The following is a 13,607-nucleotide window of genomic DNA, read 5'->3' as shown; positions in this document are numbered from 1 at the left end:
GCTGCCCAGCCGCTCGATGCGATGGGCCCGGCCGTGCGGACCCTTGTTGACAGCTACAACCTCGATATCGCCAGCATTGCCGCCAGCGGCCGCGACGGCCGGTTGACCAAGGGCGACGTGCTGGCGGCGATCGAGGCCGGAACCGCCAGGGTGCGCGGTGCCGTGGCGGCGGCGCCATCGGGCGCCGTTGCCGCGGCCCGTACTGCTGCGCTCCTCGCGGCGCCGGCGCGCCGGGAGGAGCGCGTCCGCATGACGCGCCTGCGCCAAACCATCGCGCGGCGCCTCAAGGAAGCCCAGAACAGCGCTGCGATGCTGACGACCTTCAACGACGTCGACATGACCGCGGTGATGGCGGCGCGCGCCCGCTACAAGGACCTGTTCGAGAAGAAGCACGGCGTCCGCCTTGGTTTCATGAGCTTTTTTGCCCATGCTGTCGTCATGGCGCTGCGCGATGTGCCGGCCGTCAACGCTCGCATCGATGGCGAGGAGATCGTCTATCACGACTATGCCGACCTCGGCATCGCGGTGTCGTCGCCCGGTGGCCTGGTGGTGCCGGTGTTGCGCAACGTCGATCAGATGACCTTCGCAGAGATCGAAAAGAAGATCGCCGAATTTGGCGTCAAGGCGCGTGATGGCAAGTTGAGCCTGGAAGATCTGACCGGCGGCACCTTCTCCATCTCGAATGGCGGTGTGTTCGGCTCGATGCTGTCCACCCCGATCATCAACCCGCCTCAGTCGGCCATCCTGGGCGTGCATGCCACGAAGGATCGCGCCGTGGTCGAGAACGGTCAGATCGTGATCCGCCCGATCAATTACCTGGCCATGTCGTACGACCACCGCATCATTGACGGCCGCGAAGCCGTGCTGGGCCTGGTCGCCATGAAGGAAGCGCTGGAAGACCCGGCCCGCCTGCTGTTCGACATCTGACCCCATAACTTGTTTTTTGCGGCCGGGCGCGCCTCACAAGGGCGCGCTCCGGACTTGCAAACCCAGGAGATTTCCCCATGTCCCAAGAATTCGACGTCATCGTCATCGGCGGTGGCCCTGGTGGCTACATTGCCGCGATCCGAGCTGCCCAACTGGGCTTCAAAGTCGCTTGCCTTGACGAGTGGAAGAATGCCAAGGGCGGCCCCGCACCGGGTGGCACCTGCACGAACGTGGGTTGCATCCCGTCCAAGGCCTTGCTGCAGTCGTCCGAGCACTTTGACCACGCCTCGCACCACTTCGCCGACCATGGCATCAAGGTCGAAGGCCTGAGCCTGGACCTGGCCAAGATGCTGTCGCGCAAGGACACCGTCGTCAAGCAGAACAACGACGGCATACTCTATTTGTTCAAGAAGAACAAGATCACCTTTTTCCATGGCCGTGGCTCGTTCGCCAAGGCGGCTGATGGCGGCTACGAAATCGCCGTGGCCGGCGACAAGCCCGACACCCTCAAGGGCAAGCACATCGTCATCGCCACGGGCTCTAACGCTCGCCAGTTGCCAGGCGCAGCGTTTGACGAACAGCAGATCCTTTCGAACGACGGTGCCTTGAGCATTGCCGATGTGCCCAAGAAATTGGGCGTGGTCGGCTCTGGCGTGATCGGCCTGGAGATGGGTTCGGTGTGGCGCCGCTTGGGCGCTGAAGTCACCATCCTGGAGGCGCTGCCAGGTTTCCTGGGCGCGGTTGATGAGCAGGTGGCCAAAGAGGCCCAAAAGATCTTCACCAAGCAAGGCTTGAAGTTCCAGTTCAGCGTCAAGATCAGCGAGGTCAAGGCGGGCAAGAAGGGCGTGTCCGTGGCTTACACGGACGCTGCTGGTGCCGAGCAAAAGCTGGACGTGGACAAGCTCATTGTCTCGATTGGCCGGGTGCCCAACACCATCGGTCTGAATGCCGAGGCCGTGGGCCTGAAGCTGGATGAACGCGGTGCCATCTTGGTGGACGACGACTGCAAGACCAACCTGCCCAATGTGTGGGCGGTGGGCGATGTGGTGCGTGGTCCCATGCTGGCGCACAAGGCAGAAGAAGAGGGCGTGGCGGTGGCCGAGCGCATCGCAGGCCAGCATGGCCACGTCAACTTCAACACGATTCCCTGGGTGATCTACACCAGCCCGGAGATCGCCTGGGTCGGCAAAACCGAACAGGCGTTGAAAGCGGAGGGGCGGCCCTACAAGGCCGGTTCCTTCCCCTTTGCCGCCAATGGTCGCGCACGCGCGCTGGGCGACACCACCGGTTTCGTGAAGTTCCTGGCCGACGAGAAGACGGATGAAATCCTGGGCGTTCACATCATTGGCCCGCAGGCCAGTGAACTGATCTCCGAGGCCGTGGTGGCCATGGAGTTCAAGGCCAGCGCCGAGGACATCGCTCGCATCTGCCACGCTCACCCGTCGCTGAGCGAGGCCACCAAGGAAGCCGCCCTGGCCGTGGATAAGCGAACCTTGAATTTCTGATTTCTGGCATCATCGGTCAAAACAAAGGGGCGGCCGCCAAGGTCGCCCCGATTTTTTCATGGCATCACAGCACTCCAACATCATCGTCACCGACCTGTATCACCAGAGCTTGAAGGAGCGGGGATACGAGGCCGACGCGGCCCAACTCAAGGGCATCGCCGCTTTGCAGCGTTGCCAGGATGAATGGGCGGTCTACAAATCGCAGCGGTCCAACGCCCTGACCAAGATGCTGCGCTACCCCAATCTGCCCAAGGGGGTGTACCTTCAAGGCGGGGTGGGGCGCGGCAAGAGCTTCATCATGGATTGCTTCTTCCAGGCCGTGCCGCTGGAGCGCAAGACGCGTCTGCATTTTCACGAGTTCATGCGCGAGGTGCACCGGCAGCTGCATGAGCTGAAAGGCCAGGCCGACCCGCTGGAGATCCTGGCCAAACGCATGGGGCGCCGCCACCGCATCATTTGCTTCGACGAGTTCCATGTGTCCGATGTGACCGACGCGATGATCCTGTACCGCCTGCTGGACGCGATGTTCCGCAACCGGATGAGCATCATCATCACGTCCAACTTCCACCCCGACAAGCTGTATCCCAATGGTCTGCACCGCGACCGCATCCAGCCTGCCATTGAGCTTTTGAAAAGCCAGCTGGAGGTGGTCAATGTGGACAACGGCACCGACTACCGCCAGCGCACGTTGGAATTGGCCAAGCTCTACCTGACCCCGTTGGGCCCAGATTTGGATCGTCAGCTGACGGAGATCTTCAATCAGCTGGCCGAGTCTGCTGATGAAGATCCAAGTTTGAACATCGAGCACCGCGTGCTGAAGGCCCGGCGGCGTGCCGGCGGCGTGGTGTGGTTTGATTTCCAGACCTTGTGCGGGGGGCCTCGCTCACAAAACGATTACCTGGAGCTGGCCACGCGCTTTCACACCATTGTGCTCAGCGATGTGCCGCACATGCCGGTGCGCCTGGCCGCCGAAGCCCGGCGCTTCACGTGGTTGGTCGATGTGCTCTACGACCGGCGAGTCAAGCTGGTGGTCTCGGCTGCGGTGCCGCCTGAGCAGCTTTACGCCGAGGGGCCTTTGGCGCACGAGTTTCCGCGCACGGTATCCCGCCTGAACGAGATGCAGTCCAAGGAATACTTGAGCGAAGAAAAACGCAATGTTGATACTTCACTGACCTGAAGTCAGTTCGAGGATTCGACCCGCACCAGCGCCAGCGACAAGTTATCGCCACCCGCCCGTGCGCGGTGTCGTGCCTTGCCCACCAGCATCTCTGCTGCCTCGCGGGGCGGCAATGTGTGCACGATGGCGCCCAGTTCTTTGGGTGTGAAGTAGTGCCAAAGACCATCGCTGCAGGCTAGCAGCGAGTCGCCCACTTTCAGTTGATGGATGTGGTGGATGGTGGTTGGTGGATCTTGCTGGGTGCCCAGGCACCCTGTCAGCAGGTTGGACTGAGGGTGCACATTGGCTTCTTCTTCGCTGATCTGGCCTTCGTTGACCAAGCGTTGAACGAAAGAATGGTCTATGGTCCGGTGCACCATTTCCGGCCCGCGAAAGTGATAAACGCGGGAATCACCCGCGTGCACCATCACTGCCGACAAATCGGGGTTGACGATGAAGGCCGCCACCGTGCTGTGGGGCTCTTCTTCGAACGCGATGGCCGTGAGTTTGATCATGAGGTGGGATTCCTCGACCAATTGCTGCAGGTTTTGGCCAGCCTCGTCCTTGGAGGGAACGTAGCGGTCAAACACTTGGCGCGAGGTCATGATCACCTGATCGGCGGCTTTGCGGCCACCGCTTTTGCCGCCCATGCCATCGGCCACGACCGCCAGCAAACAGCCAGAAGCCCGGGGGTGAGGCAAGATTTCGACCTGGTCTTGCTGATAGGGCCTGTCGCCTTTGTGGATGCCGGTGGCGGCCACAAGGCGATAACTGGTCGGTGTCGGAGTCATTAGAAAACTATAATCCCTAAATGATGGGGTCCGAGGGGCGGCGAGCCTTCGGGTCATCCCTTGTTCAGGCGCCTGTCAGCGAGTACCGTTGCGTACCAGATGCAAGAAAACCTGCATTTCCCTCATCGCCAGTTGATCGAGTTACGCATGGAACATGCCGATCTCGACAACTTGATCGATCTGGCGGCCGAACAGGCCCCCGTGGACGAGCTGACTTTGCGTCGGCTCAAGAAACGCCGGCTGTTGCTGCGGGACCGCATAGCGCGCCTTGAGCGCGATCTAGAGCCGAAGGAGCCTGCCTGAGGCGCCTCGATCAGGTGTTGGATGGCGCGATGGCTTCCAGCAGTTCGGTTTCCAGCCTCAATTGCGATCGATCCTGACGCAAGCCGGGGCCGGTGACCAGGAAGGTGTCTTCCACGCGCTCACCCAGCGTGCTGACTTTGGCCAGTTGAACGTTGACCTGGTTGCGCGCCAGCACGCGGGCGATCACATAAAGCAGTCCTGAGCGGTCGCTGGCGGACACGCTGAGCAGCCAGCGCTGGGCGCGCTCGTCAGGCCGCAGGCTCACGCGGGGCGGGACAGGGAATGATTTGACTCGCCGTGACAGTCGGCCTTTGCTGGGTTCGTGCAAGGGCAGATCGGACGCGCAGGCTTCGGCCAACTGGTTCTCAACCAGGGCAATCAGGTCGCGGTAGTGAACGCCTTCCTGGCCGGAGTTGGGGGCGGACATGATCTGGAAGGTGTCCAGCGCATAGCCACTGTTGGTGGTGTGGATGCGGGCATCTTGAATGGTGAAGCCAGCCCGGTCAAAGTAGCCGCAGATGCGGGCGAACAGGTCAGCCCGGTCGGGGGCGAACACCAGCACTTGCAAGCCTTCGCCAGCCGGCGACAGGCGTGCCCGAACAATGGGAATGGGGGTGTCCACCAGTTGCCAAAGGCAGCGCGTGTGCCAGGCGATGTCCGGGGCGTCGTGGCGCGCGAAGTAGCTCATGTCCAGTGTCTTCCACAAGGACAATTCGATGCCTTGGGGCAGGTAGTACAGGGCAAGCGAGTGCCTGGCTTGCTGCTTGCGGCCTTCAATCTCGGCGTCCATGTGCGGCCGGGCGCCACCCAGGGCGCGCAGGGCCAGCTTGTACAGGTCTTCCAGCAGCTTGCCTTTCCAGGCATTCCAAACTTTGGGGCTGGTGCCCCGGATGTCGGCCACGGTCAACAGGTACAGGGCGGTGAGCGCGCGTTCGCTGCCCATGCGCTTGGCAAAAGCCTGGATGACATCCGGGTCACTGAGGTCTTCTTTTTGCGCCACGCGGGACAGGGTCAGGTGTTCGCCTACCAGGAACTGGATCAGCTTGGTGTCCTCAAGACTGATGCCCTGGGCTTTGCAGAAGCGGTGCACTTCCTTGACGCCCAGTTCGGAGTGGTCGCCACCGCGCCCCTTGGCCACGTCGTGGAACAGCGCGGCGATGTAGAGAACCCAGGGCTTGTCCCATTCGGCGGCCAACTGGGTGCAGAACGGGTATTCGTGCGCGTGCTCAGGTATGAAGAAGCGCCGCACATTGCGCACCACCATCAGGATGTGCTGGTCCACGGTGTAAACGTGGAAAAGATCGTGCTGCATCTGGCCGACGATTCGGCGGAACACCCAGAGGTAGCGGCCCAGCACCGAGGTCTGGTTCAGCAGTCGCATTGCGCGCGTCAGGCCTTGCGGCGCCTTCAGGATCGCCATGAAGGTTTGCCGGTTGACCGGGTCGCGGCGGAACTCGGCGTCCATCAGGTCGCGGCCGTTGTACAGGGCGCGCAGGGTGCGGGCAGACAAGCCCTTCAGGGTGTTGTCGTGTTGCAGCACCAGGAAGGTTTCCAGGATGGCATGGCGGTCGCGTTGGTACAGGTCATCGCTGACCACTTCCAGAAAACCACCCCGGTCCAGGAACTTGTCATTGATCGGGCGCATGGGCGCGTCTTGCGAACCCAGGATGCGCTCTTCAATGTTCAGCATCAGGATCTGGTTGAGCTGCGTGACGGCTTTGGCGGCCCAGTAGTAGCGGCGCATCAGGGCTTCGCTGGCGCGCAAGGCGGGCGTGTTGACGTAGCCAAAGGTCTCGGCCACGCCGGCTTGCAGGTCGAACACCAGGCGGTCTTCGCGCCGTCCGGCCACCTGGTGAAGGCGGGCGCGGATCAGCTTGAGCAGGCCTTCATTGCGTTGCAGTTGGCGGGCCTCAAAAGCGGTCAAGAGCCCTTTGACCGCCAACTCGTTCCAGTTTTTACCAAAGCCGGCGGCGCGGGCCACCCACAACACCACCTGCAAGTCTCGAAGGCCGCCGGGGCTTTCCTTGCAATTGGGCTCCAGGGCGTAGGGCGTGTCTTCGTACTTGTGATGGCGCTGGCGCAGCTCCAGGATCTTGGCGCGCATGAAAGCAGGCGCATCCATGTGCTGGAGCGTGGTTTCCTTCAGTTCTTCGAAGCGGGCTTTGGACCCACAAAGGAAGCGCGCTTCCAACAAGGCGGTCTGGACGGTGACGTCTCGTTTGGCTTCCTCGCTGCACTCTTCAACGCTGCGCACGCTGGAGCCGATTTCCAGGCCGATGTCCCAGCAAGCACTGATGAAGCTTTCAACAGTTTGAGTCAGGCCTTCGTCGCCGGCGACCGATGGGGACACGGGCAACAGCACCAGCACATCGATGTCGGAGTGTGGGAACAGCTCACCACGGCCATAGCCACCCACGGCCACCAGGGTGGCGCCCTTGGGCATGCAATGGGCATCCCAGAGCAGCACCAGGCTGCGGTCGACGGCCTTGGCCGTGTTGTACAGCAGCCGCGTGGCCGAGGCCGCGATCGGGCGGGCTTCGGCGAACTGGGCCAGCAAGTCGGTTTTGGCGGTGCGAAGTTGCGTGCGTAACGCCGGGATGTCCAGGGGCATGGGGGTGAAGCCGCGTCAGGCCTGGGCCGTGATGAATGCTGGGGGAGGCGGGCTACCGGCGGACAGGGTCAGCACTTCGTAGCCGGTTTCAGTGACCAGCACGGTGTGTTCCCATTGGGCGGACAAGGAGTGGTCCTTGGTGACGATAGTCCAGCCGTCGGGCAGGGCCTTGATGTCGCGCTTACCGGCATTCACCATTGGTTCGATGGTGAAAGTCATGCCGGGTTTGAGTTCTTCGAGCGTGCCCGCGCGGCCGTAGTGCAGCACTTGTGGTTCTTCGTGAAAGCGCTGGCCGATGCCGTGTCCGCAGTATTCGCGAACCACCGAGAAGCCCTGGTTTTCGACAAAAATCTGGATGGCGTTGCCGATGTCGCCCAGGCGGATGCCCGGTTTGACCTTGGCAATGCCACGCCACATGGCTTCGTAGGTGAGGTTGCACAGGCGTTTGGCCGCGATGGATCCTTCGCCGACCACGAACATGCGGCTGGTGTCGCCGTGCCAGCCATCCTTGATGACGGTGATGTCCAGGTTGACGATGTCGCCCTGCTTGAGCGCGCGATCGTTGGGGATGCCGTGGCAGATGGTGTGGTTGACCGAGGTGCAGATGGACTTGGGATAGGGTGCGTGCCCACCCGGCGCGTAATTCAGGGGCGCTGGGATGGTGCCTTGCACCTCGACCATGTAGTCGTGGGCCAGTTTGTCCAACTGTTCCGTGGTCACGCCCGGCTTGACGAAGGGGGTGATGTAGTCCAGCACCTCGGAGGCGAGGCGACCAGCTAGGCGCATGGCGTCGATCTCGGCGCCTGTTTTGATGGTGATGCTCATGGGACAGGATTATCCCGATTTCAGACCTCGCTAGAAACGAGAAGGACATGAGAAAGCCGTTGTGCGTGCTCATAGCCGCTTAAACTGCCGGGTTTCCTCGCACGCCTGCCCAACGAAAGCCCTGAAAGGGGCCCCACGCCGTGACCGATCGCACCCACTACCTGATGCACTTCGAGGGCGGCAACGCCCTGGCCCCTCACCAAGTTCAGGCTTTGCTGCCCAAACTGCAGGCCATCAACCCCAAGATCATCGGCGTGCATGCCCGTCATGTGCACTGGGTGGCGGCCGACCACGGCTTGTCTTCGAACGAGTCGGACACGCTCTCGGGCCTGCTGACCTATGGGGACCCTTACCAGGGGCCCGCTGACGGCGATCTGATTGTGGTGATGCCGCGCTTGGGCACCGTGTCGCCTTGGGCGTCCAAGGCCACGGACATCGCGCACAACTGTGGTTTGGGCATTCGCCGGATCGAGCGGGTCACCGAATTCCGACTGACGCTTAAAACGGGCCTTCTGGGTTCCATCACGGGCGGCAACAAGCCTTTGACGCCAGCGGAATTGAGCGCGGCGGCAACGCTGTTGCACGACCGCATGACCGAAAGCGTGGCCTTGGCCCGCGATGAAGCCCGCCATTTGTTCGACGAAAAGCCCGGTCAGCCGATGGAGCACGTGGACGTGCTGGGCCAGGGGCGCGGCGCTTTGGAGTCGGCCAACAAGACCTTCGGTCTGGCTTTGTCGGATGATGAAATTGATTACCTGGTCAATGCCTTCACTGGCCTGAAGCGCAACCCGACCGACGTCGAGTTGATGATGTTCGCGCAGGCCAACAGCGAGCACTGCCGCCACAAGATCTTCAATGCCCAGTTCACCATCGACGGGCAGGTCCAAGATCTGTCGATGTTCGGCATGATCCGCAACACCGAAAAGCTCAATCCGCAGCATACGGTGGTGGCGTACTCCGACAATGCATCTGTGATGGAGGGCCACCAGATCGAGCGCTGGATGCCGGCCGGCTACACCAATGCGCCCCAGTACCAGGCCACGTCCGAGTTGGCCCACGTGCTGATGAAGGTCGAGACGCACAACCACCCCACGGCGATTTCGCCCTATCCCGGCGCTTCGACAGGTGCCGGTGGTGAGATCCGTGACGAAGGCGCCACGGGCCGTGGATCCAGGCCCAAGGCTGGCCTGACCGGGTTCTCGGTGTCCAACCTGCACCTGCCCGGCACCAACGAGCCCTGGGAGCAAAACCCCGTTGGCAAGCCCGAGCACATTGCCAGTCCCTTGCAGATCATGATCGATGGCCCCCTGGGTGGTGCCGCCTTCAACAATGAGTTCGGCCGGCCCAATCTGGCGGGCTATTTCCGCGTCTACGAGCAGACCGTGGGAGAGGGCGCGGATGCCATCCGCCGTGGTTACCACAAGCCCATCATGATCGCGGGCGGCCTGGGCACCATCGCGTCCACGCAGACGCACAAGATTCAGTTTCCGGCGGGCACCCTGCTGATTCAGTTGAGCGGCCCAGGCATGCGCATCGGCATGGGTGGCAGCGCGGCCAGCTCCATGGCGGCGGGCACCAACGCAGCCGATTTGGATTTCGACTCCGTGCAGCGCGGCAACCCCGAAATCCAGCGCCGTGCGCAAGAGGTCATCAACCATTGCTGGCACCTAGGCGTCAACAATCCCATATTGGCCATCCATGATGTGGGCGCGGGCGGCATCTCCAACGCCTTTCCCGAGTTGGTGGACGGCGCGGGCAAGGGCGCACGCTTTGACCTGAGCAAGGTGCCGCTTGAAGAGTCGGGCCTGGCCCCCAAAGAGATCTGGTGCAACGAAAGCCAGGAGCGTTATGTTCTGGCCATCGCGCCCGAAAGCCTGCCCATCTTCACCGCCATGTGCGAGCGCGAGCGCTGTCCCTTCGGTGTGGTCGGCGTGACCACCGATGATTGCCAGCTTGTGCTCGAAGATACGAGCGCAGCCAACCCCGGCGCAGACCGTCCCATCGACATGCCCATGGACGTGCTCCTGGGCAAGCCGCCCAAGATGCACCGCGACGTCAAGAGCGTGGTGCGCGACGCGGGCGAAGTCAGCCTCACCGGCGTGGCCTTGAGCCAGGTCGCGCTGGACGTGTTGCGCCACCCCACCGTGGCCAGCAAGCGCTTTTTGATCACCATCGGTGACCGCACCGTTGGCGGCCTGAACCACCGCGACCAGATGATCGGCCCCTGGCAAGTGCCCGTGGCCGATTGCGCCGTGACCCTGGCCGACTTCAAGGGCTTTGCCGGCGAAGCCATGAGCCTGGGCGAGCGCACGCCGTTAGCCGCTGTCAACGCGCCCGCCTCGGGACGCATGGCCGTGGCTGAAGCCATCACCAACCTGCTGTCCGCGCCCATCGAACTGAGCCGTGTCAAGCTGTCCGCCAACTGGATGGCCGCCTGCGGCGAAGCCGGTGAGGATGCTGCTTTGTACGAAACCGTGCGCGCCGTGGGCATGGATCTGTGTCCTGCTTTGGGCGTGTCCATCCCTGTGGGCAAGGACTCCCTGTCGATGCGCACGCGCTGGTCCGATCAAGGTGAGACCAAGCAGGTCACCGCGCCAGTCTCGCTGATCGTGACCGCCTTCGCGTCCATCGCCGATGTGCGCCCCACGCTCACGCCGCAACTGATCACGCAAGAGTCTGGCCAGGCGCTGGACACGAGCCTGATCCTGGTTGATCTGGGTCAAGGCCAAAGCCGCATGGGCGGCTCGATCCTGTCGCAGGTGCTGAACCAGTTTGGCAACGCCGTGCCCGATCTTGATGATCCCGAATTGCTCAAACAATTGGTGAGTGCCGTCAATGCACTGCGTGCTCAAGGCAAGCTGCTGGCCTACCACGACCGTGCCGACGGCGGCCTGTGGGCCACGGCTTGCGAAATGGCCTTCGCTGGCCACACCGGCGTCAGCCTGAACGTGGACATGCTGGTCCTTGAGGGCGACGGTATCAGCGACAGCCGCGCCGACGTGGGCGACTCCAAGAACTGGGCCGGCCAAGTGGGCGAGCGCCGCAACGAGTTGACCCTCAAGGCCTTGTTCAACGAAGAGTTGGGCGTGGTGCTGCAAGTGCGCACCGCCGAGCGCAACGCCGTGCTGCAGACCCTGCGTGAGCATGGCCTGTCCAAGCACAGCCACGTCATTGGCAAGCTCAACACCAAGGGCGTGGTCGAGGTTTGGCGTGATGCCAAGACCGTGTTCAGTGCGCCGTTGGCGCTACTGCACAAGACCTGGGACGACGTCAGCTGGCGCATTGCGCAACTGCGCGATAACCCGGTTTGCGCCGACAGCGAACACGCTTCAGTGGGCTTGGCCAGTGACCCTGGCCTGCACGTCAAGCTCAGCTTCGACCCTTCAGAAAATGTGGCGGCGCCCTTCATCAACATGGCGCGCCCCAAGGTGGCGATTCTGCGTGAGCAGGGCGTCAACAGCCACCTGGAAATGGCCTACGCCATGCACCTGGGCGGCTTCGACACCTTCGACGTGCACATGAGCGATCTGCAAGCCGGCCGCGCCCGCCTGGACCAGTTCCAAGGCTTCGTGGCTTGCGGTGGTTTCAGCTACGGCGACACCCTGGGCGCTGGCGAAGGCTGGGCCCGCTCGATCATGTTCAACGCCCTGTTGGCCAACCAATTTGCCGCCTTCTTTGGCCGCACCGATACCTTCGCCCTGGGCATCTGCAATGGTTGCCAGATGCTGGCGGCATTGAGTCCCATCATCCCCGGCGCGCAAAACTGGCCCAAGTTCACGCACAACCAGAGCACGCGTTTCGAAGCGCGCCTGAGCATGGTCGAGGTATTGGACAGCCCATCGTTGTTCTTCACAGGTATGGCTGGCAGCCGCCTGCCGATCGCTGTGGCACACGGTGAAGGCTTTGCCGACTTTTCTCAGCGGGGCAACGCGCAGCAAGTCAAGCAAGCCATGCGCTTCGTGGACAACACTGGTGTGGCCACCGAGGCCTACCCCTTCAACCCGAACGGCAGCCCCGGTGGTTTGACTGCGGTGACCACGGCCGACGGGCGCTTCACGGCCATGATGCCGCACCCCGAGCGCGTGTTCCGAAATGCGCAGATGAGCTGGACCAGCGGCGACAAGGCCGAGCACAGTCCTTGGCTGCGGCTGTTCCAGAACGCCCGCCGCTGGGTGGGCTGAGGCGCCCCGATCAGGTCAGGCCCTGGGCAGCAGCCTGATCGTCAGCGAGGTGCCTTGTTCGATCAGGGTGACCAGGCGATCGATGTTGGGATGCTTGCCGGGGTTGGCTTTGGCGTCCACAGTGTGTTCGGCGTAGATATCGAGGCCCTTGGTGGCCGCTTCGGCGTTGATGCTGCCGAACTGATCGGCCAAGGCCGCGTAGACGGCCAGCGATCCGGCCTGGCCGGGTTGGTTCTCGATGGTGGAGACAACGGTACCTGCCGCGTCGATCAGTTGCAGGCCTGCCAGGTGAGGCACGGGGGGGAGTTGCTTGAGGTTGTCGCTGAATGCCATGTTGCTCAGGTTGTGCTGGTTTATTGAAGGGCCGGGCGCATTCTCTTGCAAAAAACCATATCGATGGTTTCAGCAGAAGCGAGGGCTATCACCTCCCAAATCAGATCATTTCGGGCGGTTAAACTTTGCGCTCAATACAAGCCAGGCGCTGGAGCTGAAAATCAAAGGTGTGCTGTTATGAAATTGAATCTGGGCTGCGGGTCTCAAGTGCCAGAGGGGTGGGTCAACGTTGACTATGCATTGGGTGCTCGCTTTGCGAAGAACCCCCTTTTTCGTTTAATCAACAAGCCATTGGGCTTGTTTGACATGCAATGGAACGACAAGATCTTCCTGCATGACCTGACCAAGCCCTTCCCATGGGCGGACTCCAGTGTTGAAGCGGTCTACACGTCGCACACCCTGGAGCATTTGTCTCGAGAGGAAGGTCGCCACTTCCTGAGCGAATGTCAGCGCGTGCTCCATCGAGATGGAATCATCCGCGTTATCGTGCCTGACCTGAAACACGTCGTGGATGAATACATCCAAGGCCACACCAAAGCGGACAACGTGCTTGAGGAACTGGGCGTTCTTTTCGGCGTGGGTTCCAGCCCCCTTAAAAAGCGGCTGGCCCCTTTCATTCAGTTTCCGCACAAATGCATGTACGACACCCCCAGACTCCTTGAAATACTGGGTGAAATGGGCTTCGTTGCTTCCAGCAAAGGCGCATTTGACAGTGAGATCCCCGACATCCGGTCGATCGAGTTTGAGAGCCGGACCGAGCACGCCGTGGTGGTGGAGGGGCGTAAGCGCTGAGTTTGATCGGCGTTCAACAATGAGCGCGGAGGACGCCTCTCTCAAGCGCCTATAATGCCGTTTTACCACCGCAGCGTTTGGCGTAATGAGCCAACGCTACAGCGCAATGACCAAGTTCGTCTTCGTCACGGGCGGTGTGGTGTCCTCGCTTGGCAAGGGCATCTCAGCCGCATCTTTGGCCGC

At 62.0% G+C, this 13,607-nt stretch carries 11 protein-coding genes; 7 read left to right on the top strand and 4 right to left on the bottom strand.

Annotation, left to right across the window (positions count from 1 at the left end):
* From odhB to zapE, 3 genes are all read left to right on the top strand, one after another.
* On the top strand, positions 1–927 hold a 927-nt coding region (odhB, locus tag H7225_RS14360; RefSeq protein ID WP_290662978.1), incomplete at its 5' end, for a 2-oxoglutarate dehydrogenase complex dihydrolipoyllysine-residue succinyltransferase.
* A gap of 77 nt (positions 928–1,004) precedes the next feature.
* Positions 1,005–2,432 (top strand): dihydrolipoyl dehydrogenase, encoded by a 1,428-nt coding sequence (gene lpdA / locus H7225_RS14355; protein ID WP_290662976.1) that lies wholly within the window; start codon positions 1,005–1,007, stop codon positions 2,430–2,432.
* A gap of 58 nt (positions 2,433–2,490) precedes the next feature.
* Positions 2,491–3,609, top strand: coding sequence for a cell division protein ZapE (gene zapE, locus H7225_RS14350; protein WP_290662974.1), 1,119 nt, complete (start codon positions 2,491–2,493; stop codon positions 3,607–3,609).
* A gap of 2 nt (positions 3,610–3,611) precedes the next feature.
* Here zapE and H7225_RS14345 read toward each other — a convergent pair whose 3' ends face one another.
* A complete protein-coding gene (locus H7225_RS14345) occupies positions 3,612–4,379 on the bottom strand; it encodes a protein phosphatase 2C domain-containing protein (RefSeq protein ID WP_290662972.1) in 768 nt (255 codons plus the stop codon).
* Positions 4,380–4,478: 99 nt separating this feature from the next.
* Between H7225_RS14345 and H7225_RS14340 the strand changes: the two genes are divergently transcribed.
* Positions 4,479–4,682 (top strand): DUF465 domain-containing protein, encoded by a 204-nt coding sequence (locus tag H7225_RS14340; protein ID WP_290662970.1) that lies wholly within the window; start codon positions 4,479–4,481, stop codon positions 4,680–4,682.
* A 10-nt stretch (positions 4,683–4,692) separates the two neighbouring features.
* On the opposite strand, the gene H7225_RS14335 is transcribed toward H7225_RS14340, so the two are convergent.
* Together H7225_RS14335 and map are read right to left on the bottom strand one after the other, a co-directional pair.
* Positions 4,693–7,293, bottom strand: coding sequence for a [protein-PII] uridylyltransferase (locus H7225_RS14335; RefSeq protein WP_290662968.1), 2,601 nt, complete (start codon positions 7,291–7,293; stop codon positions 4,693–4,695).
* A gap of 15 nt (positions 7,294–7,308) precedes the next feature.
* The gene (gene map / locus H7225_RS14330) at positions 7,309–8,118 is read right to left on the bottom strand and encodes a type I methionyl aminopeptidase (RefSeq protein WP_290662966.1); all 810 of its coding nucleotides are present in this window, start codon (positions 8,116–8,118) and stop codon (positions 7,309–7,311) included.
* 164 nt (positions 8,119–8,282) lie between these two features.
* On the opposite strand from map, the gene purL reads away from it, so the two are divergent.
* Positions 8,283–12,299 (top strand): phosphoribosylformylglycinamidine synthase, encoded by a 4,017-nt coding sequence (gene purL, locus H7225_RS14325; RefSeq protein ID WP_290662980.1) that lies wholly within the window; start codon positions 8,283–8,285, stop codon positions 12,297–12,299.
* A 15-nt stretch (positions 12,300–12,314) separates the two neighbouring features.
* Here purL and H7225_RS14320 read toward each other — a convergent pair whose 3' ends face one another.
* Positions 12,315–12,632, bottom strand: a complete 318-nt coding sequence (locus H7225_RS14320; RefSeq protein WP_290662964.1) for a DUF2322 family protein — start codon at positions 12,630–12,632, stop codon at positions 12,315–12,317.
* Positions 12,633–12,809: 177 nt separating this feature from the next.
* On the opposite strand from H7225_RS14320, the gene H7225_RS14315 reads away from it, so the two are divergent.
* Together H7225_RS14315 and H7225_RS18345 are read left to right on the top strand one after the other, a co-directional pair.
* A complete protein-coding gene (locus tag H7225_RS14315) occupies positions 12,810–13,424 on the top strand; it encodes a methyltransferase domain-containing protein (protein ID WP_290662962.1) in 615 nt (204 codons plus the stop codon).
* 85 nt (positions 13,425–13,509) lie between these two features.
* Positions 13,510–13,607: hypothetical protein (locus H7225_RS18345; protein ID WP_366481574.1), on the top strand; the 98-nt coding region annotated here is incomplete at its 3' end.

The organism is Aquabacterium sp. (assembly GCF_014378415.1).
GTDB lineage: Bacteria > Pseudomonadota > Gammaproteobacteria > Burkholderiales > Burkholderiaceae_C > Aquabacterium.
The sequence above is the reverse complement of the archived record's forward strand: the minus strand, read 5'-3'. Positions and strand labels throughout refer to the sequence as shown.

Excerpts from the sequence above, each read along its gene's own strand:
- map (WP_290662966.1), bottom strand. The coding sequence starts at position 8,118 with ATGAGCATCACCATCAAAACAGGCGCCGAGATCGACGCCATGCGCCTA.
- lpdA (WP_290662976.1), top strand. The coding sequence starts at position 1,005 with ATGTCCCAAGAATTCGACGTCATCGTCATCGGCGGTGGCCCTGGTGGC.
- zapE (WP_290662974.1), top strand. The coding sequence starts at position 2,491 with ATGGCATCACAGCACTCCAACATCATCGTCACCGACCTGTATCACCAG.
- H7225_RS14335 (WP_290662968.1), bottom strand. The coding sequence starts at position 7,293 with ATGCCCCTGGACATCCCGGCGTTACGCACGCAACTTCGCACCGCCAAA.
- H7225_RS14345 (WP_290662972.1), bottom strand. The coding sequence starts at position 4,379 with ATGACTCCGACACCGACCAGTTATCGCCTTGTGGCCGCCACCGGCATC.
- H7225_RS14315 (WP_290662962.1), top strand. The coding sequence starts at position 12,810 with ATGAAATTGAATCTGGGCTGCGGGTCTCAAGTGCCAGAGGGGTGGGTC.
- purL (WP_290662980.1), top strand. The coding sequence starts at position 8,283 with ATGCACTTCGAGGGCGGCAACGCCCTGGCCCCTCACCAAGTTCAGGCT.
- H7225_RS14340 (WP_290662970.1), top strand. The coding sequence starts at position 4,479 with ATGCAAGAAAACCTGCATTTCCCTCATCGCCAGTTGATCGAGTTACGC.
- H7225_RS14320 (WP_290662964.1), bottom strand. The coding sequence starts at position 12,632 with ATGGCATTCAGCGACAACCTCAAGCAACTCCCCCCCGTGCCTCACCTG.